The 21,614-nt window shown below is 43.9% G+C and carries 21 protein-coding genes and 3 pseudogenes; 13 read left to right on the forward strand and 11 right to left on the reverse strand.

The window, feature by feature from the left end:
- Window positions 1–8: 8 nt before the first annotated feature.
- Window positions 9–1,130: a response regulator gene (locus ONZ52_RS12630; RefSeq protein WP_265219001.1), complete on the reverse strand. Its 1,122-nt coding sequence runs from the start codon at window positions 1,128–1,130 to the stop codon at window positions 9–11.
- A gap of 312 nt (window positions 1,131–1,442) precedes the next feature.
- Between ONZ52_RS12630 and ONZ52_RS12635 the strand changes: the two genes are divergently transcribed.
- The 8 genes and pseudogenes from ONZ52_RS12635 to trxC all read left to right on the forward strand — a co-directional run bounded on the left by ONZ52_RS12635 (window position 1,443) and on the right by trxC (window position 5,605).
- Window positions 1,443–2,003, forward strand: coding sequence for a helix-turn-helix domain-containing protein (locus ONZ52_RS12635; protein WP_265219411.1), 561 nt, complete (start codon window positions 1,443–1,445; stop codon window positions 2,001–2,003).
- Window positions 2,000–2,721: pseudogene (locus ONZ52_RS12640) on the forward strand (AzlC family ABC transporter permease). Before ONZ52_RS12635 ends, ONZ52_RS12640 begins: the two are co-directional and overlap by 4 nt.
- A 2-nt stretch (window positions 2,722–2,723) precedes the next feature.
- The gene (locus ONZ52_RS12645) at window positions 2,724–3,059 is read left to right on the forward strand and encodes an AzlD domain-containing protein (protein WP_265219002.1); all 336 of its coding nucleotides are present in this window, start codon (window positions 2,724–2,726) and stop codon (window positions 3,057–3,059) included.
- A 127-nt stretch (window positions 3,060–3,186) separates the two neighbouring features.
- Window positions 3,187–3,456 (forward strand): GFA family protein, encoded by a 270-nt coding sequence (locus tag ONZ52_RS25610; protein ID WP_265219003.1) that lies wholly within the window; start codon window positions 3,187–3,189, stop codon window positions 3,454–3,456.
- The gene (locus ONZ52_RS25615) at window positions 3,417–3,590 is read left to right on the forward strand and encodes a GFA family protein (protein WP_487349004.1); all 174 of its coding nucleotides are present in this window, start codon (window positions 3,417–3,419) and stop codon (window positions 3,588–3,590) included. Before ONZ52_RS25610 ends, ONZ52_RS25615 begins: the two co-directional genes overlap by 40 nt.
- 220 nt (window positions 3,591–3,810) lie before the next feature.
- A complete protein-coding gene (locus tag ONZ52_RS12655; RefSeq protein WP_265219005.1) occupies window positions 3,811–3,996 on the forward strand; it encodes a hypothetical protein in 186 nt (61 codons plus the stop codon).
- A 327-nt stretch (window positions 3,997–4,323) separates the two neighbouring features.
- Window positions 4,324–5,013 (forward strand): hypothetical protein, encoded by a 690-nt coding sequence (locus tag ONZ52_RS12660; RefSeq protein WP_265219006.1) that lies wholly within the window; start codon window positions 4,324–4,326, stop codon window positions 5,011–5,013.
- A 145-nt stretch (window positions 5,014–5,158) separates the two neighbouring features.
- Window positions 5,159–5,605 (forward strand): thioredoxin TrxC, encoded by a 447-nt coding sequence (trxC, locus tag ONZ52_RS12665; protein WP_265219007.1) that lies wholly within the window; start codon window positions 5,159–5,161, stop codon window positions 5,603–5,605.
- A 24-nt stretch (window positions 5,606–5,629) separates the two neighbouring features.
- On the opposite strand, the gene ONZ52_RS12670 is transcribed toward trxC, so the two are convergent.
- The 8 genes and pseudogenes from ONZ52_RS12670 to rnt all read right to left on the reverse strand — a co-directional run bounded on the left by ONZ52_RS12670 (window position 5,630) and on the right by rnt (window position 14,884).
- Entirely contained in the window at window positions 5,630–5,887 is a 258-nt protein-coding gene (locus ONZ52_RS12670; RefSeq protein WP_265219008.1) for a YfhL family 4Fe-4S dicluster ferredoxin, read from the reverse strand.
- Between the two features lie 9 nt (window positions 5,888–5,896).
- A pseudogene (gene trhP, locus ONZ52_RS12675) lies at window positions 5,897–7,267 on the reverse strand (prephenate-dependent tRNA uridine(34) hydroxylase TrhP).
- Window positions 7,268–7,438: 171 nt separating this feature from the next.
- Window positions 7,439–9,598 carry a TonB-dependent siderophore receptor gene (locus ONZ52_RS12680; RefSeq protein WP_265219009.1) on the reverse strand — a complete coding sequence of 720 codons (2,160 nt, stop codon included), beginning with the start codon at window positions 9,596–9,598 and terminating at the stop codon, window positions 7,439–7,441.
- A gap of 208 nt (window positions 9,599–9,806) precedes the next feature.
- Window positions 9,807–10,067: an HP1242/YdcH family protein gene (locus ONZ52_RS12685; RefSeq protein WP_111606925.1), complete on the reverse strand. Its 261-nt coding sequence runs from the start codon at window positions 10,065–10,067 to the stop codon at window positions 9,807–9,809.
- 309 nt (window positions 10,068–10,376) lie between these two features.
- The gene (locus ONZ52_RS12690; RefSeq protein ID WP_265219010.1) at window positions 10,377–11,087 is read right to left on the reverse strand and encodes a DUF748 domain-containing protein; all 711 of its coding nucleotides are present in this window, start codon (window positions 11,085–11,087) and stop codon (window positions 10,377–10,379) included.
- Complete coding sequence (locus ONZ52_RS12695) at window positions 11,071–13,737, reverse strand: AsmA family protein (RefSeq protein WP_265219013.1); 2,667 nt, start codon at window positions 13,735–13,737, stop codon at window positions 11,071–11,073. The genes ONZ52_RS12690 and ONZ52_RS12695 overlap by 17 nt, the downstream gene beginning before the upstream one ends.
- Window positions 13,738–13,763: 26 nt before the next feature.
- Window positions 13,764–14,150, reverse strand: coding sequence for a YbaN family protein (locus ONZ52_RS12700; RefSeq protein WP_265219015.1), 387 nt, complete (start codon window positions 14,148–14,150; stop codon window positions 13,764–13,766).
- Between the two features lie 65 nt (window positions 14,151–14,215).
- On the reverse strand, window positions 14,216–14,884 hold the full coding sequence (gene rnt / locus ONZ52_RS12705; RefSeq protein ID WP_265219016.1) for a ribonuclease T: 669 nt from the start codon (window positions 14,882–14,884) through the stop codon (window positions 14,216–14,218).
- Window positions 14,885–14,979: 95 nt separating this feature from the next.
- Between rnt and ONZ52_RS12710 the strand changes: the two genes are divergently transcribed.
- The 5 genes from ONZ52_RS12710 (at window position 14,980) to ONZ52_RS12730 (ending at window position 19,704) form a co-directional block, all read left to right on the forward strand.
- On the forward strand, window positions 14,980–15,867 hold the full coding sequence (locus ONZ52_RS12710) for a flagellar protein MotY (protein ID WP_265219017.1): 888 nt from the start codon (window positions 14,980–14,982) through the stop codon (window positions 15,865–15,867).
- 187 nt (window positions 15,868–16,054) lie between these two features.
- On the forward strand, window positions 16,055–17,287 hold the full coding sequence (locus tag ONZ52_RS12715) for an argininosuccinate synthase (protein WP_265219018.1): 1,233 nt from the start codon (window positions 16,055–16,057) through the stop codon (window positions 17,285–17,287).
- A gap of 201 nt (window positions 17,288–17,488) precedes the next feature.
- A complete protein-coding gene (locus tag ONZ52_RS12720) occupies window positions 17,489–18,379 on the forward strand; it encodes a ribokinase (RefSeq protein WP_265219020.1) in 891 nt (296 codons plus the stop codon).
- A gap of 85 nt (window positions 18,380–18,464) precedes the next feature.
- Window positions 18,465–19,358: a nucleoside hydrolase gene (locus ONZ52_RS12725; RefSeq protein ID WP_265219021.1), complete on the forward strand. Its 894-nt coding sequence runs from the start codon at window positions 18,465–18,467 to the stop codon at window positions 19,356–19,358.
- 76 nt (window positions 19,359–19,434) lie between these two features.
- Window positions 19,435–19,704: an RNA recognition motif domain-containing protein gene (locus ONZ52_RS12730; protein ID WP_265219022.1), complete on the forward strand. Its 270-nt coding sequence runs from the start codon at window positions 19,435–19,437 to the stop codon at window positions 19,702–19,704.
- A 22-nt stretch (window positions 19,705–19,726) separates the two neighbouring features.
- On the opposite strand, the gene ONZ52_RS12735 is transcribed toward ONZ52_RS12730, so the two are convergent.
- Together ONZ52_RS12735 and aptA are read right to left on the reverse strand one after the other, a co-directional pair.
- Window positions 19,727–20,053, reverse strand: coding sequence for a hypothetical protein (locus tag ONZ52_RS12735; RefSeq protein ID WP_265219023.1), 327 nt, complete (start codon window positions 20,051–20,053; stop codon window positions 19,727–19,729).
- Window positions 20,054–20,222: 169 nt separating this feature from the next.
- Window positions 20,223–21,549: pseudogene (gene aptA, locus ONZ52_RS12740) on the reverse strand (omega-aminotransferase AptA).
- Window positions 21,550–21,614 lie beyond the last annotated feature (65 nt).

Genomic DNA, 21,614 nt, shown 5'->3' on the forward strand with positions numbered 1-21,614 from the left:
CATTTATATTAAAAAAGCCTATCGACTGATTTTTTCAGTTTTGAGGTGATGAGCAACAGCTCAGCGTCATTTTTTAGGCTTTTTTCGTAAGATTCAAAAATCTTTTCTGAATACTTTCCGATAATCGCTAGTAATATTTTTTCTTGTTCTTCGGTTAGGCCATATGTAAAAAACTCGCTTTGAATTTCATCATGCATCTCATCCATAATTGCTACATTTTTCTGCTTTTGTATGGATTGACTTTCACTAAGCTTTTGAATGTGTTCATTACTTTCAAGGATAAGTTCTTTAATGTCTCCAGCAAGAATTAAAGATTGAAGGCGGCTATTAGCGGCTTCTAGTATGAGAGCAAGGTGATCTCTTAGTCGTCCACATTTATCGGGATTTTCTTCTGGCATATTTTTTATAAATTGAGAAATGTCGCCAAAATTTAAAATAAGTCGTTTACCTCTCTGGGTAATTTTTCCAATATTTTGTAAGGCTGTTAGCAGTTCGATTTCTAATGGGGATGTAGAACCATTGGATGAAGAGTGTATTTTTTTCCAAGGTGTACGTAATTCAACTGTATTGGTTAGGCCAAAACTGGAAACAGAACTACTAACCAAAGTCACTAGCTCCTCAACTGAAGGGCAAATTAAACACTGGCGCATAAAATGTATTACAGTAGCTTGCTCCCCTGCATCCATGATGGCAGACATAGCCGTTTCCATTGCGTATTTTGATTGCATTTCAAAATTTTCTTTTTGATCAAATCGAGCGACTGCAAGTTTTATTTTTTCGATTAATTCAAGTGGTTGAAAAGGTTTAGTCAAATAGCCGCTGGCACCTGCATCATAGCCCTGTAGCTTTTCTGCGATTGAACTGTGACCACTTAAAAAGATAATCTCTGTATTATTGGCTTGATCGAGTTTCTTAATTTCTTTACAAGTGGTATAGCCATCCATTTCAGGCATGGAAGCATCCATAAGAACCACTTTTGGAATATTCTCAGAATGGATGAAGTGATTTATAGCTTGAGATCCTGATTTTGCTTTAATAATAGCGAAATTACTTTCTAGTATTGCACTTGTTAGCGAAAGATCAGAAGGTGAATCGTCAACAATCATTATAGTTGATAAGCTATTACTCATATTTTATCTTCTTAAAAATCACTCAATAAAAATTAATTACAGTAAATGTACTTGTAGATAATAAAATAAGAAATATGAAAACTGTTTGGAAATGGTTACTAAAGGTTTCTCGTTCGTTTTTTATTGTAATTCTTGATTTTTATGGTTTTTATTGAGAAGGAGCGCGTAATTTAGGGTCAGATGAGTCTGCCAAAGTGTGGTTCGTTGAGCCTGTCACCCTCCCAAAATCGCCTGCATTTTCTATAACTTCATTGACTTTTATTTGTTCTTTATATAGAACGTTCTTTATATAGAACAAATTTGAGAGATATGATGAATAGACCGATTCTCGGCTCGTTGGGCCGAAATATACAAAAGTTGCGTATGGCAAAGAGCTTGTCTTTGTCTCAGTTGGCGCAGGATGCGGGGCTGGCTAAGTCGAACTTATCTCGCATTGAGCAGGGTGACGGTAATCCGACTTTAGAAACGATTTGGCGGTTGGCGGTGCAGTTGGATGTCCCGTTTGGGGATTTGGTTGCCAGTGTGGAATCACCGTTGGGAGAAAACGGTGTGCAGGTTAGGCTGATTGACCAAGGCAACGACAACCCGAGGGTGGATGTGTATTGGATGTCTTGTGCGCCCAATACCATTAAGCAATCTGAGCCGCATATTGCTGGCACGACAGAAGCCATCACCTTAATCAGTGGGAAATTGCTGGCGGGTGAAAATGATAACTTGCGCTATTTAGACATTGGTAAAACGCATACGTTTGCCGCCGATGTGCCGCATCGTTATCAAACAGACGATTCATGGGCGACCTTAATGATGGTCATTACCTATGCTAAACAGGCTGATGTTAAACAGGACGACACTAAACAGGATCTTTTATCATGAATACAACAACTCAAACTCTTGCCGGAACACCTTGGAAACAAGGGGTAAAAGATGCGATTCCGCTGCTTGGCGGTTACATTCCGGTGGCTATTTCTTTTGGTCTGATTTCCATTCAATCGGGCTTTAGTGTGTTAGAGACGATTCTTATCTCTGCCTTTATTTACGCTGGCGCATCACAGTTTTTGTTTGTTGCTATGGCAGCATCTGGCGCTCCGCTTTGGCTGGTGGTCATCATGACTTTGTTGATCAATGCAAGGCATGTTGTTTATGGTCCAAATCTGTCTCCCTTTTTAAATCAAGACAAGAAGTGGTTGCCATTAATGCATGGTTTGACAGATCAAATTTTTGCGCTGGCTCATGCCCGTCTGCCTCAGCTTCCAGATCAGGCGCGCATAGGTTGGTACGCAGGCGCAGCGGTGTTGGCTTGGCTAAGTTGGGTTTTAGGTACTGCATTGGGGGCGATTGCAGGGGAGAATTGACGCAACGCTGGCCATTAATCAATGATGTTTTGCCGTTTGCATTGCCCGCTTTGTTTTTCGTTTTAATTGTGCCTCGTTGCAATAATCGCTTGTGGTCACTCACGATTGCGATGTCTGCTGTGACCGCTGTTATTCTGAAGGTGCTAGGTTACCCGAATCTCGCTATTCCATTAGCGGCTATGAGCGGTGCAGTGCTGTTTTACGCACTTAAAAACCAACGTATTTTGGGAGGGCAGTAAGCATGGGTATGTCTATGTGGCTGGCGCTGGTCAGCATTGCTATTGGCACGTATTTAATTCGTCTTTTACCGTACATTTGGATGAAGCGAAGCTTGGCGAAAAGACAAACAGAGGATGGCATCGGATCCATGCCGACGTGGTTAACCATTTTAGGCCCAACGATGATTGCTGCCATGTTTGGTACTTCTTTAGTGCCGGCTCACCCTGACATTTTGGCTTGGTTAGCGACAGGCGTTGGAGTACTGGTTACCTATGGCGTGTGGACGCGTACTCACTCTATGGGCTTGCCTATTTTATGTGGCGTCGTGGCATTTGGTGTGATGACCTTGGTGTTTTAGTTCTTCGGTCAATGAGTGAAAGTCATACTAAGTTCTGCATAATACCTCTGAAATTAGCTTTAATTTTTATTGGTATGGAAATAGAGTTGCTTATCAAAGTTAGCCTAATACGAAGAAGGATTATAAAATGATTACGTTTAGAGGTGGTTGCCTGTGTCAGGCGGTTCGATATGAGACAACAGCGGAGCCGTTGAATCAGAGAGTGTGTCATTGTCATGAATGTCAAAAAGCTATCGGTGCGGCTTTTAATGCACGCGTGTTAATGCGTATTGATGATGTGTCTATCACTGGGCCGATAAATACCTATTATTCTTCTGAGACACTTGAACGGGGGCTTGTTCACATTGTGGTTCAAGTGTGTTTTCTCGACGTTCTTCCGCTGGTGTTATTGGCTTGACGGTGGGCAGTCTGGATGATTCATCACTGTTTACACCTGACATGCATTTTTGGGTGTCTTCTAAGCAGCCGTGGTTAGCGTTGGCCGATGGTCTTCCACAGTATCAGGAAGCTCCGCCATCTAAAGGGTATTAATTTTTTAAATAGACATGCGAACTTACGGTCAGATAAAGAATAGAATGCTTTTATCTGACCTGATAAGTTGTGACATGATGGCTACCCAATTATCTAATAGTTGAACAAAACTCAGCATTTTCGTGAAAAAGCATCGTTTGTTTGGTGGCTTTCCTCTGATTAAAATGGCTCAAGTAATAGAATTATATCTATTTATGCCCTGTTATTCGGAGTGATTATTATGAGCGCAGTCGACAGCAAACCTTTATCTTCTAACGTATTAGACACGCTAAAAGTCACCGGTGTAAACGGTTTGTTCGATAAACTGACGAGCCTTTTTAAACGCCGTGAAAAAGTGGTTAAAGCACCAGTCGATATGGAAGTAGATAACTTGGATTGGTATCGTACTTTTCCTATCAAAAAGTAATTTTCTTGTTGGCGATAACCAGTAGGATAAAGACAGTGTTCTCTGGTTTAGCCCTTTGTTGTTAATTATTCTTTCGTTTTTTAAAGCCCCTGCGCAGCGGCATTAAGCTTGCCACTTAGTCTCTTATCTTGCTCATGTGTTTTTGTGTGGCATTTCTTTTTTCTGTGAAATCCCTTTCTAAAACATTTCTTTCTATGGATAGCATGTTGCTTCCACTCAGGGTACATTGGTAACTCGGTCTGTTTTTTTTATAAGATCATCATGGGCTATTTATAAAGCCTTTTAGCGTTATTTTCTGCAATGTTGGCGTTCATATAGGAGTGCTCGATGCAAGCTAAGTTTACCGTTCAAATCGATTCCTTTAAGAAGATTAGTAAGATTTCAAATGCGTGGTCTGGTGAGGATTATAAAGCGCTTCTGACGCTGATGGATTTTGATGACGATGTTGATGCGATGGACGCGGCCGAGCGGCGCGAAATGTGCTTGATGTCGCTAAGTGATCTAAAGCCGGAAGACGCTGCTGTGGTGGTGTTGACGCACTTATTTCCTAAGTTGTCTCGTGGCAAGGTTGAGCAAATGAGTCGTGATATGTTGAATGAATCCTCATGGGAAGAATACCCCGATTGCCTGTATCATGAGCGTTTTTTTAATGCTTATGGACTCTTGCGTGAAGCCTTTAATGGTAAATTCGCCAAGCCAACGGGGGCTGAAATGACGCTGGCCGTCAGCGCAGCGCATGCAGAAGATATGGCTATTTTTGATATCTCTATGCATTCGGCTATTGTGCGATTATTGGCGAGTGGGCAAGGTGATGACGCGCTCATTAATCGTTTATATGAAGACCAAATCAAAGGTAAGCACTTTCCTGAGTCGAAAGGCATTGTGTGGCAGTTAAAACAGATAGCCGATAATGGCGTGGCTCGTCAATTTAGCTTGGTGAGTTCGTCTTTTTGGTTGGAAAACTTTGAGCAAATGGACGCCTTTGAAGCGGTGTCTCATGCGGATGCAGAAGAGTAGCACCACGATGTGAGTGGAGTGGTGTGTACTATCAAAAGCGGATCAAGTGATTCGCTTTTTTCGTTTTCGAGGTTGGCAAACATGAAGTATTTCGATTTAATTCCGACCTGTTTATGAATGCAAGCACTTAATTACGAGGCTCAAAATGACCAATTCACCGATACAAATAGTTTGTCAAAGTTGTACGACAAAGAACCGTGTACCGAAAGACAAGCTGGGCAATAAGCCTCTTTGTGGCAAGTGTAAGAACCCCGTTCTTTCTACCAGTCCTGTCAAAGGCAGTGACCAAAATTTTAGACGTTATATTACAGACAATGATTTACCCGTAGTTGTCGATTTTTGGGCGTCTTGGTGTGGGCCGTGTCAGCAATTTGCGCCTGTTTTTGAACAGGTAGCCGGTGAGATGTCGACAAAAGCGTGTTTTGTGAAGCTGGATACCGAGCAGAACCAAACGACGGCAGGCGGCTTTAATATTCGCTCCATCCCGACTCTGATGATCTTTCATCATGGCAAAGAAGTGGCACGTCTATCCGGCGCTTTACCGAAAGCACAATTCCAGCAATGGTTAGCTCAAAACTTGCCAGCAATCTAAGATGCGTTTGATATTGGCAGGGCGTTAAATGCTGGTGTCAAAGTACATCTCTACAAACTTTTCGTATAACGCTTCTTCTGTTTCACGTCTGTCTGGATCGGGTTTTACACAGTCGATCGGGCAGACAGCAACGCAGGTAGGTTGGTCGTAGTGACCAACACACTCGGTGCATTTATCGGGATTGATGACGTATATTTTTGGCCCCATGCTGATAGCGTCATTGGGGCACTCGGGTTCGCACATATCGCAGTTTATACAACGGTTGTTGATGAGTAGTGCCATGACGGTCTCTTACGCGCTTGCTTTACTATGTGGCTGACGTGTGGTTTGGCCTTGGGATAAGTTGCGCAGCAAAATCCCCATGTTGGCGTCGATACCAGATGGACAAGGTAGGTTCACTATGTGGCCGCTGCCTTTGGCAACGTCGATAGGACGACCTTGTTTGTCGTTTAGCTCGTTCAATGCAAAGGTGACGTTGCCCTTTGGTGTCATCAGCTCTAATGAATCGCCAAGACTAAAGCGGTTTTTCACTTCAATGGTGAGGGCATTGTCGTTGCTGGCGATCACTTCACCAACAAACTGCTGTTGTTCGCTGATGGAATTGCCAGTTTCGTAGTTTTGCAAGTCTACGTGACGATGGCGCTGTAAAAAGCCGTCTGTGTAACCACGGTTAGCAAGGTTTTCTAAGCTGTTCATCAGTGAGGTGTCGAAAGGACGACCCGCTACAGCATCGTCAATGGCTCTGCGGTAGATTTGTGCGGTTCTGGCACAGTAGTAGAAGGATTTTGTGCGGCCTTCTACTTTCAATGAATGCACGCCCATTTTGACCAATCGCTCTACGTGCTGAATGGCGCGCAGGTCTTTTGAGTTCATGATGTAGGTGCCGTGCTCGTCTTCAAAGGCTGGCATGTATTCGTCTGGGCGGCCATGCTCTTGTAGCAAAAACAGTTGGTCGGTGGGTTCCTGAATTTGCACCGCCGACGTTTGCGTTGACAAAGGGCAGCGCTGCTGGCAATGATTTGGCCTACGTCGTCTTGCTTGGCTTCATGGGCGTTGTATTGCCAGCGACAGGCGTTGGTGCAGGCACCTTGGTTCGGATCACGTTTGTTCATGTAACCAGACAGTAAGCAACGACCAGAGTAGGCCATGCAGAGTGCACCATGTACAAACACTTCCAGTTCCATGTCTGGCACTTTTAGACGAATTTCTTCGATCTCATCCAATGACAGTTCTCGCGACAAAATTACGCGGGAAATGCCTTGCTGTTGCCAAAATTTCACGGTCGCCCAGTTCACCGCGTTGGCTTGTACTGAAAGGTGAATTTGCTGATCGGGGAAGGCTTCGCGAACCATCATAATGAGTACCTGGATCGGACATAATGAGGGCGTCTGGTTTGAGGTCAATCACTGGCGCCAAGTCTTGCAAGTAGGTTTTCAGTTTTGCGTTGTGTGGTGCGATATTGCTGACCACATAGAGCTTTTTGCCTAGCTCGTGTGCTTCATTAATACCAATGCCAAGTTTTTCCAAATCAAACTCGTTATTGCGTACTCTTAATGAGTAGCGTGGCTGTCCTGCGTACACGGCATCGGCACCGTAGGCGAAGGCGTAATGTAGATTTTTTAATGAACCTGCGGGGGACAATAATTCTGGACGCTGTAACATGGTATTCACCGATCTATCAAAACGGGCGGAGTTTACCTGCGTGTTGATTGAACTCAAGCGTTGAAGGTGGGATTAGTGATCTAAATAAGGTCCGTTTGATCTAGGTCAAAAGTTGAGTAAGTGAAAGGGGAGAGATAAAGACATCTGCCCCCCTTTTATAGATTGATTACGTTAGAAGTCGTAGGCAGCAGTGACGTAAACGCGACGGCGTTCGCCAACAAATGAGCCTATGGTTTCTGTAAAGCCGCTGACGGCGTATTCTTTATCGAACAAGTTTTTGATGTTTAGCTGGAACTTCCAATCTTCATAGCGTGTTTGCCAAGACAAGTCGTAAACCGTATAAGGCTTGACGGTTTGTCCCTGACGATTGATTTGATCGCTAACATAGTCTGCTCCTAACGCTATGGAGGAGTCTATGCTTGGGAAGTCGTAGCGTGTCCAAGCACCAAATTGATTGTAGGGCGTATTGGCAAAGCGGTCGCCACTGGCATATTGAATGCCATCGGTGGCTTCTTTAACGACAGTATCATTATAGGCATAACTCACGTTGGCGACCCAGCGAGGAGTGATGTCTGCCATGATGTCCAGCTCTACGCCTTGACTGCGAACTTTGCCAAATGAAACCAATAAGTTGCTGTCATTTGGGGCTTCTTGCAATATGTTTTCACGAATGATGTGGTATGCGGCGAGGTTGATATTGAGCTTGTTGTTAAACCAATAGCTACGTACACCCACTTCGACTTGTCGGCTTTCTTCTGGGTCAAACAAACTACCATCGGCTGATTTCTGTTGGTCTGCCGCGTCTTGTGGTACAAATCCAGTGGAAAAAGAAGTGTAAGGTTTCCAGTTGTCATTGATTTTATAGGTCGCACCAATGCGGCTGGAATAACCTGTGTCGTGGTAGTCTAGTTTGCCAGCGCTGGAAGTATGATCTTGATATTCTTCTTCGAAACGATCAACCCGTATGCCAGTCAATAAATCTAAACGTTCGGTTAACTTCCATTGATCTTGAGCATAAAGTCCTAGGCGATCGGTTATGGTGGTTTCATCCGTTTTTAAATGCATAGTATAGCTATTAACATTATCTTGGCCGTAGATAGGATCAGTTAGGCTAAGGTTAGAGACGCCATCGGCTTTGTTTGCATAACTATAGAGAAAACTATTTTTTTGATGGAAATAGTCGCTGCCCACAAGCACTGTATGATCACCTAATTCGGCAATTAAATTGCCAGCCAGCGTAATGCCTTTACGAGTGCGGACTTGGTCACGGTACTGACGCTGAGTGGTATCCACTGTGCCGTCTTTGTCGCTGTCTATTAGCTTGCTAATTTCATGGTATTTCTGAGTCTCTGTATTTTCAAAATAACGCACAGACACATTGCTGTCTAGCCATGAGTTGATACTGTGATCCAAGCGCGCTTGAAAAACTTGCGCGTCTAGTTCTTGGTAATCGCTTTTTTCGTTATTGTTCCATGAGGTATCAGCCAAGAAATTACCGTCGTCATCGGTGGGAATACCGCGTAAGCGCGCACCAGAAATGTATTGGTGAATGTCGGTATACTGAACCGTCAATGTATTATTACTGTCGATGTCCCAAGCGTAACCTAGATCAATAATCTGGTTTTCTTCTTCCACATTGTTGCGGTAAGAGTCTTGGCCGTCGGAATAAATACCAACACGGTAACGTTGCGATGCGTCTTCGTTGGCAGGACCAGAAGACTCAATGCTACCGCTTAGGAAGTCTTTATTCCCCGCGCTGACTTTTAGCGTGTTTTTCTGTTCATACGCCGGTTTTTTCGTCACATAGTTAATGACGCCACCCGGTTCGCCTGCGCCATAGACTGCGCCAGATGGGCCTTTGAGGACTTGTATTTGTTCTATGGTAAACAACTGAGGAATGGAAAAGTCGCCAAAAGGATCGCCTTTTAAACCGTCATAGAGTACTTCGTCTTGGCTAAAACCTCGTAATGTCACTGTGGACACGTTGTTTTGCGACATACCGGAAATAGAACGATACAAGTCGGTGATTTGTCTTGCTGCTTGATCTTCAATGAGTGCTTCGGTTACCACCTGAACTGATTGCGGTGTTTCATCTATGGGGGTTGAGGTGCGAGTGGCTAGGGCGGCTTCATCTTCTTTGTAATGGGATAGAGCGCGGCCTTGTACTTGAAGTGTTTGCAGTTCGATGTCGGATCCTTCCTTAATTTTTGTATCCCAGTCATTGAGATAATCATCATAGGTAATGCTGCTTGAAGTTTCTGCGAAAAGCACACTGGAGAACACAAGTACTCCACAAGCCTGCATCATCATTAAGGAGGTTCTTAACGTCATAATTTAAACCAGATAGAAGATGAAAAGGATGTGTATAGTAATTGTTATGATAGTCATTATCAAATGTGAATGGGCTTACATTACTTACGATAGGTCTATTTAGGTGTGGTTATGGAGTGGATGTGGTTATGTGTTGGATGCGCTTAGGAGTGCTTGCTAAATAAAGCCACCACAGACTCAGATTTAGTCTTGTAGTGGCTTTTGGAAATTAGGCTTTTTCTGCCGCCAGTCTGGAGGCTTTGATGTAGCCTTGCAGCGTATCTTTTAATTGCAGGCGTTGTTTTTTGAGTTTTTCTTCTTCCAGGGTGGTTGAAGGGATAATTTCTTGTTCCATTTTTTCCACTTCTTTTGTTAAGTGGTGGTATTCGTCATAGAGTTTTTTAAAGTGTGCATCGTCCATTTTAAGCTGGTGGATGTCGTCTTTGAATTCAGGAAATTCGTTCACTAAACTATGGTCTTCAATTGGCATAATTGCCTCCTATATTGATTCTATCTTGATTAAGATTAACCTAGTTGTGCTGATTTTCTCTTGATGCTAGTCAGGCTTTGTTCACTCTATAAAAATTTAACCTGCTATTTTTGCATCCGTTTCGGCATCTGTTTTTTTCATGCCTCATCTACTGTTATGGCCTGTTTATTTTGTTTTTCAATGGTGGGTGTAAAGTCTAGGGAAGGTTGCACTTTTGCCTGAGATTCTTTGCCTTTTTTTGACATAAAAAAAGCCGCGGGCTATCGCGGCTTTGCTGTGTGGAATGCTAGTAAGTTGAACTTTAAAAGTTCAACTCCACCCTTGGTTTGCTGCTCTTGGAAAGGTCAATTTCAGGTGAACAAAGAAAATTCGTGATGAAGCGATACCTTCATTAACCAAATAGTCTTTTAAGTGATCGGCGCGCTTTTGCGCCAGCACTCTGGCCTTTTCTTTGCTCTCATCATCGATCGACACAGGGGGGCTGGGAAGACCCAAGTCAAGATAACTGGCGATGCCACATGCTTTAAGCTGACTGTCTTTTTTGTCTTTCATCAATGCGCTAAGCTGCTGCAAGAAAACGGCTTGAGACTCATTTAAGTTACTGTCTTCGGCAGTAAATATCAGCGGTTCTACACGAATTCTCAGGAGCTGGTCTCCTGCAAATTGAGCAATGCTGATGACGTTTGCGTAGGGCACGAAGGTTTGCATTAAATAAGTGCTCGATGCGCTAAACAGTGCTTTTCGAACGGGCAAGAGCAAGAAGTCTTGCCAACCAAATGCAGGGTTTTCGATATCACCAGAAAGTGGAATATCCAAGCCAATATTATTGTCACTGTCTTTTAGGACGCTAACAGCAATATTAAGCGGTACGGCACCCGCCTTGATAACAGTGCTGCTGTCTTGGCGGCCACCCAAATCAAATTCCCTTAATAAAACATGCGATGTTCCATCCAGTATACCATTTTTAGATTTGAGCTTTAGATCTAGGTCTAACTGTCCTGAGTCAATTTGATAACCCAAAATAGTGGCAAGATAAGAGGAATAAGGTGGCAGTTCGGCTTCCTTTATAACGAGCCTCGCTGTCCATGGTTAGTTTGTCGGCAAGCGGCCAAATGGTTACGTCACCTTGTAAGGTGGCATATTTGCCGTTGCGAGCTTTCAAGGCCAGAACAGTGGCTTGATCTTTCTTTTGCGTATTGAGGTTTCGTAAAGACAATGTTTCGATTTCTAATGTGCGCTGTAAGGCTGGCGAAATACTGTTATCTTGCACATAAATACTGGATGAACCTGTCGTGTCATAAGCGTCTAAAATCACATAGTAGGGCGCTTTGAAGGCTGGATTTTGTTCTGCTTGTTGTGTGTTTTTAATGACATTTTTAGCGTCTTCTTCCCTAGGAGACGTTCGGTTTTTTATTGACGTTTGCGGCGCTTTCTGTTGTTCAGTGTCGACAAATACAAGGTTTTTAATACGTTTTTGCGCATCTAATATCAGGTTTACCTTGGCGGAGTCGACAGTGACCTGCTTGATTTTGGCACCGTCTTGAGTTGCGTTTACCTGTTCGATTTTGATGTTGCCAATTTTGCTTAATGCCGGTTGTGCTTGATTGGTATTAGGTTCGGAAATTGGTTCTGAGACGGTTAGGTTGGCAATGTTTAATTGCGCTAGGGAAGCGTCAAAATCTTTGTCTTGTTGGGTAAAAGTCAGACCCGTGATGTCCGCGTTGCGCCAAGAGGCGAGGCGTTTAGTATCACTAAGCAGACTATCTACTGACTCGCTTGTAATATTGATATTGCTGCCTTTTATAGCAGGTGGTTGTTGATTAACTTGCTCTATATTTAATTCGTCTGCAGTCAGGTTGGCAGACCCTAATGAAAATTGTTTTTCATCACTTTGTTTAGCTTTTAAGCCTTTAATACCTATTACTAATTGGTTGTTTTGCACGGCAAGCGTGTCGCCGTTTTTTTGTAGCGAAAGCGTGTTTGTTAAATTAAAAGTGTCGTAGTCTGCTGTGTTACCTGCTTGTTGTACGGATAAGCCATTGCTTTGGATATCCCCAAGTAGTGAGGCAGTCAGTGTGTCAGTGTGATCCATTGTAAAAGCGATGTCGTTTAGTGCAATGTGTAGCTGTTTGTTTTGCACCGCAAGACTTTCTGAGGAAAGGGAAAACTCGCTCATGTCTAATATAGAAGAGGCAAGTTTGGCGCTAAGTCCAGATTGTTCTTCCTGTTTTACATCAAAGGGCGCTCTTAATGCTAAGTCGTCGAATTGTACCTTTTGCTCGGTTTGAGCAAACATAGATTTTCCTAGCTGTAAATCAAGGTCGCCAGTCGCGGTTAATCCCATTTTATTCCGTGCTATATCCAATGGTGTTTTAAGTACTAGGCTGTCAAATTGTGCATTTTTTTCGGACTGAGCAAAGAAAGATTTGTCTAATTGCAAATCAAGGTCACCAGTCGCAGTCAGCCCAAATTCATCATTTTGCTTTATGTCGAATGGCATTTTCAGCACAAGTGTATCAAGTTGTGCTTTTTGTTCTGCTTGAGTAATTAGAGACTGCTCTAGCTGCAAATCAAGGTTGCCGTTTGCCGTTAAGCCCTGTTTATCTCGCATAATAGTGAAAGGCGTATTTAGGGTTAATTCTTCAAATAGTGCAACGAGATCTGTTTGCTCAAAGTGTGTCTGCGTAGATTGTAAACTAAGCGTTCCTGCCGCTGTCAGCTGATCCGCTGAGGTAACATGAATATTGGCTTCTGAAAGTGCGAGCGATGTTGATTTTGATGTGACTTTGTCTTGCTCACCTAAAGGTAAATCTAGACCTTCAACTTGAGTGTTTAGCATGAGGCTTTTGATATCAAAAACAGGAGCGCCATCAACTTGTGTTTGAGCAAACTGAAAACCTCCTGTTAAGTCTACTTGTCCCTTGCTTTCATGATAGGGGGAGGGAAGAAAATGGCGAATACTCTGAATGGGTAAATGTATCTTGGTAATTTGGAGGTCGGCATTAGCTTTTTCTGGAGAATAGTCAAATTGGCTATTTAAGGACAATGTGGCGTTGTTTATTTGAGCGGCCAAAGAAACATTGCCTTGCCAAGACAATCCCTGGCCTGATAAGTCGTTTACTGCAAAGTTGTTTAGGCTGATGGTGTCTATTTTTGCCGGTAGGCTGGGGTCCGGCTGACGAGATAGGTTTACTTGGCTGTTGGTAAATGAAAAATAGGGCAGCGTTATCGCCCACGGCGCTGTTGTTTCAGGCTCAGGCTCGGATTCTTGTTGATCTTCAGGGGCAATGAATTGGGCCGTGTTAATCCCAGCGATGATCCAGTCTTTTCCTTGTTGGACAACTTTTAGATGCAAGTCTTCAATGCTGGCTTCTGATAGATGCACGGTTTTGGTAAAAAGAGGCCATATTTCTACTTTGACAATGGCGCGTTTGAGTGTGAGCGTATCTTGCGTTTTATCTTGAACCACAATGTCTTTTACATCGATTTTAGGCGGGAAAAAATCGACGTCCAGCTTGCCAATCGATAGTGCTTGTCCTTGTTTCTGAATGTAAGACGTTAAATAGTGTTCTGCAATAAAAGGCGTTGCCAACCATAAACTGGTAATAAGTGCGGTTAGGGCAGCAAATGGATAGAAGATAAAATGTCGAAAGTGTCGGCGTGTCATCATAAAGCTTGTCAAAATACCTGTAAAAATTAGCGAGTTTTGTCGTTGTCTTCTGAACGAATTGGCATGCGCAGTAAGTAAGTCATGACACATAAGCCGATTATAAGTAGTCCAAGGGTCGCCCAGAAACGCGATACAACAATCATAGATATGGCCATACCGATCCACATGAAAATAATGGCGCGATTTCGTGCGCGTCGTGGAATGCCGTCAGAAGACTGCCAATCATTCACAATAGGACCAAAAAATTTGTGATTGAGCAACCATGCATGAAATCGCTTGGATGATTTAGAAAAGCACCATGCCGCCAGCAATACGAATGGAGTCGTGGGGAGTAAGGGTAAAAAAATACCAATAATGCCAGATATGAGAGAGAACCATCCCAATAGCAGATACAGAATTCGCTTTCCTTGCATAGATAGGCCCATCTTAGTGAGAAGAAAAACGGGCTTTCACAATATCGCCCGTTTTTATTATGGCGCTATTTTCCTGAATGGAAAATAGCTTCCATGCTCTCTTCTTCTGCATTTTCGACAAGTGGCCAGCCACCAAGACGTTTTAAACGATTGACCATTTCACAGAAAAGCTCTGCGGTTTTTTCGGTATCGTATTTTGCTGAATGGGCTTCTGAGTTGCTAAACGGAATAGATGCTGCTTCACAAGCTTTTGCTAATACGGTTTGTCCAAATACCAAACCCGCTAAACTGGCCGTGTCAAAGCTAGAAAAAGGGTGGAATGGATTGCGCTTAATATCAGCACGTTCAATCGCCGCATTTAAAAAACCGTGATCAAACGCTGCATTATGGCCAACTAATATTGCTCTTTTACAACCCACGGATTTCAGCTCTTTGCGAACTTTGGCAAACATTAGGTTGATGGCTTCGCTTTCTGGCATGTCTTGACGACCAGGAGCAAAGGGATCAATGCCAGTAAAGTCGAGTGCGGCTTTTTCAAGGTTAGCACCTTCAAATGGCTTGATTAAAAACTCTAAGGTTTCATGGATATACATGTCGCCATTTTCATCCATTCGTAGAATGCTGGCGGCCATTTCTAATAAAGCATCGGTTTTTTGATTAAAGCCTGCGGTTTCTACGTCGATAACAACAGGTAGGAAGCCGCGGAATCTATCTTTGATTTCATGGTTTGACAAAAGAAGGTCCTTAATTCTGCCGCTTGATCAACAGTAACGGTATACAATAGGATCGGATCATAACACATTTGATAATGCTTGAACGAGATGTCTAAATGGGAATTCCCCAACAACTTCTAATTCGCACCACATTTTTGCTCACTATGGCCATGCCATTTGCGCAGGCTAATGCCATTATTCATTACCAATCCGGTATTTCGGACTCTGAGTGGCTTCTTTCCGGCGATATATTTTCGTGCAGTTTAACGCATCCGGTGCCGAATTATGGGGAAGGTCACTTTATTAAAGAAGCGGGTGAACCAATGAAATTTATTTTGCAGCCGCAAAATGAAAAATTGAGTTACCGCCAAGTGTACATTATTTCTCAAGCACCAGATTGGTCTCCTGGAGTGAAGCCCGAGACCCTAGATATTTTGTCTTACCCAGGCTACGGTTTGACCGTAGAAGTAGGGGGGATGGTTGCTGAAAGAATGTTGACGAGCCTAGATCGTGGGCGTCACCCTGTGGTGGCGGGAACGGCGTGGGAAAATAGCCGTGAGACTATCGAAGTGGGGTTGTCGAACATTAATTTTGCGCCAGCTTACACCGAATTTAGGCGCTGTTTAGCCAGTTTGTTGCCGGTAAATTACGATCAAATTGCGAGAACGGCGGCGTTATTTCCGACCAATGGGGTGAACCTGACAGATCGGATTAAGGCGCGTTTGGATCTAGTCGCCTTGTATGTTTCTTCAGACCCTAGTGTGGAATATATTTATATTGATGGTCATACTGATTCGATTGGTTCGCGTCGAGATAACCGCGAGCTATCAAAAGAGCGTGCTGAAAGAGTGACGTCTTATCTTTTGGAGAAAGGGGTGCCTGCTGAAAAAATTATTTCCCGTTATCATGGTGATCGATATCCAGCGATGACAAACAATACTGCTTCAGGTCGAGAGCGTAACCGACGCGTAACGATTCGTTTAGAAAAAATAGATGCGAATTGATTTTCTAACTTTTTACGTGTTTTGAAACCGCGTTAAAGCCCTTCTTTACTGATTTATCTGAGCAAAGAAGGGCTTTTTGCTTGCTAAGCAAGAATCGAGATCTTACACTTACAGCCCCTTTTTTAAATTATTAGCGCCGCCATGTACTGGTGTGGGAGCGCGAGCCTCGTTGAGGAGAATAGAGATAATGTCTGACGTGAAGAAGGTAGTGCTTGCCTATTCTGGCGGCCTGGATACTTCCGTAATCGCGAAGTGGCTTCAAGAAGAGTATAACTGTGAAGTGGTTACCTTTACCGCTGATTTGGGTCAGGGTGAGGAAGTTGAACCAGCTCGTGCTAAAGCTCAAGCGTTGGGTATTAAGGAAATCTACATTGAAGATTTGCGTGAAGAATTTGTTCGCGACTTCGTTTTCCCTATGTTCCGTGCTAATACGATTTACGAAGGTGAATACCTGTTAGGTACATCTATTGCGCGTCCTTTGATCGCAAAACGCTTGATCGAAATCGCCAATGAAACTGGCGCTGATGCGATTGCTCATGGCGCGACTGGTAAAGGTAACGACCAAGTGCGTTTTGAACTAGGTGCTTACGCTCTGAAACCTGGCGTAAAAGTGATTGCACCTTGGCGTGAATGGGATCTAACGTCCCGTGAAACCCTAATGGCGTACTGTGAAAAACACAATATCCCAGTGGATTTCTCAACGAAGAAGAAGAAATCTCCTTATTCTATGGACGCTAACCTACTGCACATTTCTTTTGAAGGTGATCAGTTGGAAGATCCATGGACAGAGCCAGAAGACGATATGTGGCGCTGGTCTGTTTCTCCTGAAGAGGCGCCTAATGAAGCGACTTACATTGAGATTGGCTATGAAAAAGGCGACCCAGTGTCTATCAATGGTGAGGCTATGTCTCCAGCGACTATTTTGGCGACATTGAACAAAATTGGCGGTGCAAACGGTATTGGTCGTGTTGACATCGTAGAAAACCGTTTCGTAGGCATGAAAGCGCGTGGTTGCTATGAAACACCTGGTGGCACCATCATGATGAAGGCACACCGTGCGATTGAGTCTATTACGTTAGACCGTGAAGCAATGCACCTAAAAGATGAGATGATGCCGCGTTATGCGAAGTTGATTTACAATGGCTTCTGGTGGTCGGAAGAGCGCCGTATGATTCAAGCTTTGATCGATACGTCACAAAAATACGTGAGCGGTACTGTGCGTCTTAAACTGTACAAAGGCAACGTAAGTGTGGTTGGTCGTCAATCAGCAAACAGCTTGTTTGACAGCAAAATTGCGACATTTGAAGATGATGCAGGTGCATACGATCAAAAAGACGCAGCGGGCTTTATTAAGCTAAACGCACTACGTATGCGTATTGCCGCTCAAAAAGGCCGTGGTTTTCTAGATTCTGATAAGTAATCGTTTGTTACGTTAAAAGTAGCGATTTAGAAAAATAAGCTTTCAAAAAACGCTCCATTCTTGCAGAATTGGAGCGTTTTTTATTTTTGTACACTTGGTCAGTATTCGCTGGTGAATTGACATAGCATGTCGCTTTGCAGAATGAACAGTAGAATGAAATGTGCCGATACGTAAAGCACGCTGATCTGAAGGAAGAGAATTATGACAATTTATAACTTTGGTTCGATTAACCTCGACCACCTTTATCAGCTAGATCATTTTGTTCGCCCTGGCGAAACCATGGCGTCCAATAGCTACCAATGTTTATTGGGTGGCAAAGGAGCAAACCAATCTGTTGCGCTTGCTAAAGCGGGTGCTGATGTAAAGCACGTGGGTGCGATTCATCACAGTGATCAAAGTATTATCGACCAGTTAGAGTCGCTGGGCGTCAATACGGATCTTATTCGTCGTATTGATGTGCCAACAGGGCACGCGATTATTCAGCTGACCAAAGAAGCGGAAAACTCCATCATTTTGTATCAAGGTGCGAATCATGCTTTAACTCAAGAGCAAGTTGATCAAGTCTTGTCGAGTGCTAATGAAGGCGATTGGGTGTTACTACAAAACGAAACCAACCTAATTGAATACATCATGCGTAAAGCGCAAGAAAACAAACTGAACGTGGCATTTAACCCCGCACCGATGGACGTGGAATTGACCAAAAAGGTTCTGGAATTCGTGGACTTGTTGATCGTCAACGAAGTGGAAGCGATGGACTTAATTGGTACGAAAGACATCGATAGCACGATTGAGGCTTTCCCGAAAGCTTACCCTGACTTAGCGGTGTTAATGACGTTAGGCAAAGCGGGCGTTTGTTATTTCAGTGATAATAAAACTTTATCGGTAGAGGCGTTTTCTGTTGACGCGGTAGATACCACAGCGGCGGGTGATACCTTCATTGGTTTTTGTTTATCATCGTTAATGAAGGGTGACGAAATCAAGCAAGCCATGACGCGTGCTTGCGCTGCTTCTGCTATTTGTGTCACGCGTTTAGGTGCAGCATCTGCCATACCTACACAAGAAGAAGTAACGGCTTTTCTTGCTAAACACTAGTAAGCCAAAACGCTTAGAGAATAAAGAGGACGTGAAATATGGCTCGTAAAATTATTATTGATACGGATCCGGCATCGATGATGCGATGGCGATTTTCTTTGCCTTCCAAGCACCGCAATTGGAAGTGCTCGGTTTAACAACGACCTATGGAAACGTGTCTGTAGATTTGGCAACGCAAAATGCCATTACTTTGACAGAAATCGCTAAGGTCGATGTGCCTGTCGCAAGAGGGGTTGCGGTGCCAAGTGTTATTGCACCACGCCCACACCCTGACTTTGTTCATGGTAAAGACGGCTTCGGTAACATCAATTGGTCGGCCCCAAAAGGCAAAGCCATCGACAAAGATGCAGCGCAATTTATTGTGGATACGGTTCGCCAATACCCTGGTGAAGTGACGATTATCGCACTTGGTCCATTGGGCAACCTAGCGAAAGCCCTTGAGCTTGACCCAGAAGTAGCCAGCCTAGTAGACGAAGTGGTTTTGATGGGGGGAACGGCGATTGAGTACGGTAACGTATCACCCGTGGCAGAAGCCAACATCATGAACGACCCTCACGCAGCGGATAAAGTGTTCACTGCGCCTTGGCAAGTCACCATGATTGGTTTGGATGTAACCCATCAGGTGCTGTTGGATAACACTGTTTTAGATCGTATTAGACAAGCGAACCCAACCGAAGGTGGTTTCTTGTATGACTGTGCCCAGCATTACATTAATTTTTACAGTGATCGTTTTGACATCGGAGGCTGCTATTTCCACGATGCCTCTACCATCGCTTACGTTATTGACCCTAGTATCTTCGGTGTTGAGCTTGGTGCCGTGCGCGTTGCTTGCGAAGGCATAGGCATTGGTCAAACGATTTTTGCGCCACAAGGCATGAGCTTTCCTGAGCCGCATTGGAACGATGTGCCTATGACACAAGTCTGTATGGAAGTGGATAGCGAGAAATTGCTCAAACTGTTTGAGACAACCTTGTCTTAACGGGTTAGAATGGCGCAATCTAACGCAAAGGCATGGCAGTATTGTCCATGCCTTTTTTATTTATGAAGAGAAAAATATGAAACTATTAGTCAGAAACCTTGCCCGCAACACCACAGAAGAAGAATTGAGAAGCTTGTTTGCCGTTCACGGTACGTTGCAGTCTTGTACTATTGTGATGGACAAAGAGACAGGTGAATCGAAAGGCTTTGCCTTCGTTGAAATGCCAAAAGTGGGTGAGGCAAAAGTCGCCATCAAAACGCTCAATGGCATGGACGTAGATGGCTCTAAAATTCGTGTGAAGAAAGCGGAAGACACGGTGAAAAAAGACGACAGCGACGCAGAATAAGCTCGATGAGCTTGCCTGTTACCTAAGAATGGGCGTCGGCAAACTCTTTGATAAACTGTCTGTCCTTATCAGAAATGGTGTGGTAAGACAGTTTTATGTAGTGCTTATTATGCTCGTTAAAGACATCCAGTTGTGGGTCGCACAATATTTTGATTGTGGCTGTTTTTCCTTCATGAATCGCTTTTAGCTCTAGCTTTACCATTTTTGATCCTTGTAAACCTTCTGGCGCTTCCACTTCTATCATTTGAGTTGATATGTGTGTGCAATGGATCGGCATAATTTTACCGTTGGTTAAAAACAGTGTCCCTGTCCAAAAACAACGAACATAAGGGGAATGTGAAATAGACATTGCTTTACCTTTTGTAAAATGAAGACTCAGGCCAAAAATGACGCTTTTGGAAGTGCCATTATAGTGCAAGATTGCAAAGATGTGATAGCTAGATAAAATTGATATGGATCAAGATGTTGCGCCATGTCTATGAGCAACATCTTGATTATTGGGGATACATTAGTCTTGTTTAGCTTTGTTTTTGTAGTGTTTCGCCCAGTGCGTTGATCAAGCTGTCTATTTCAGATGGTTCGGTGGTGAAGGGCGGTGCTAATTGAATGGTATCGGCACCATAACGAACGTAATAGCCTTTGTCCCACATGGCCATGGCAATTTGGAACGGACGTTTGGCGGGTTCGCCATTGATGGGTGCAATGGTGATTCCTGCCGCGAAACCGTAATTACGGATATCCGTAATGAGTGGGCTGGCGTCTTTTAGCTGATGCACGCTGTTTTCCCAAGTCGCGCTCATACTATTGACTCGTTCTATCAAGCCTTGTTTTTTAATTTCACTAAGCGATGCTAAACCCGCAGCGCAAGCAATAGGGTGAGCCGAATAAGTGTAGCCATGCGGGATTTCTAACATGTATTCTGGACCGCCATTGTCCATGAAGGTGTCGTAGATCTCCTGCTTGAAAGCCACAACGCCCATTGGAATAACGCCGTTGGTGACTTGTTTTGCCATGGTAATGATGTCGGGCGTCACACCGAAAGCCTCAGCACCTGTTTTTGCGCCCATGCGACCAAATGCGGTAATCACTTCATCAAAGATAAGCAAAATATTGTGTTGATCACAGATCTCGCGCAAACGTTGTAAATACCCTTGTGGTGGCACAATCACTCCAGCAGAGCCTGACATAGGTTCCACAATGACGGCAGCAATATTCGATGCATCGTGCATCATGATTAGATTAAGCAGATCTTCAGCACGCTCTTTACCTTGCTCTGCCATCCCTTTGGAAAACTCACTGCCTGGCACTTGGGTGTGAGGCAAGTGATAGGATTCTAAGCCTTGACCATAAAGTGTGCGGTTCGCAGGAATGCCGCCAACGCTGAAGCCTGAAATGCCTGCGCCATGGTAACCTTTAGCGCGGCCAATGAACTTGGTTTTTGTGCCCATGCCTTTTTTACGCCAATAAGCACGAGCGACTTTTAAAGCCGTATCAACCGACTCTGAGCCAGAGCCCCGTGAAGAAAATCCGGTTTAGTCCTGTGGGCATGAACTCGGTAATTTGCTCAGCCAGCAAAAAAGACTTCTCATGACCGAATTGAAAAGCAGGGGAGTAATCAAGCGTTTTGACTTGTTGTGCGACGGCCTCGTTGATAGCCGCAACGCTATGACCCAAGCCGCATGTCCACAAGCCAGATAAGCCGTCGAAAATCTTTCTGCCATCGGAATCGGTGTAATATTTTCCTGCGGCCGAGGCGATGATACGAGGGTCTTTTTTAAATTGACGATTGCCTGTATAGGCCATCCAATGGGCGTCAAGTTGGGCTTGGGTTAGATTGTGACTCATAGCATCCTCTCTCTATAAAGTGAAATATCAATAGAGTAAGCATGCCGAGCTAGAAAGGTTTAATA

The organism is Marinomonas rhodophyticola (genome assembly GCF_026113935.1).
Classification (GTDB): domain Bacteria; phylum Pseudomonadota; class Gammaproteobacteria; order Pseudomonadales; family Marinomonadaceae; genus Marinomonas; species Marinomonas rhodophyticola.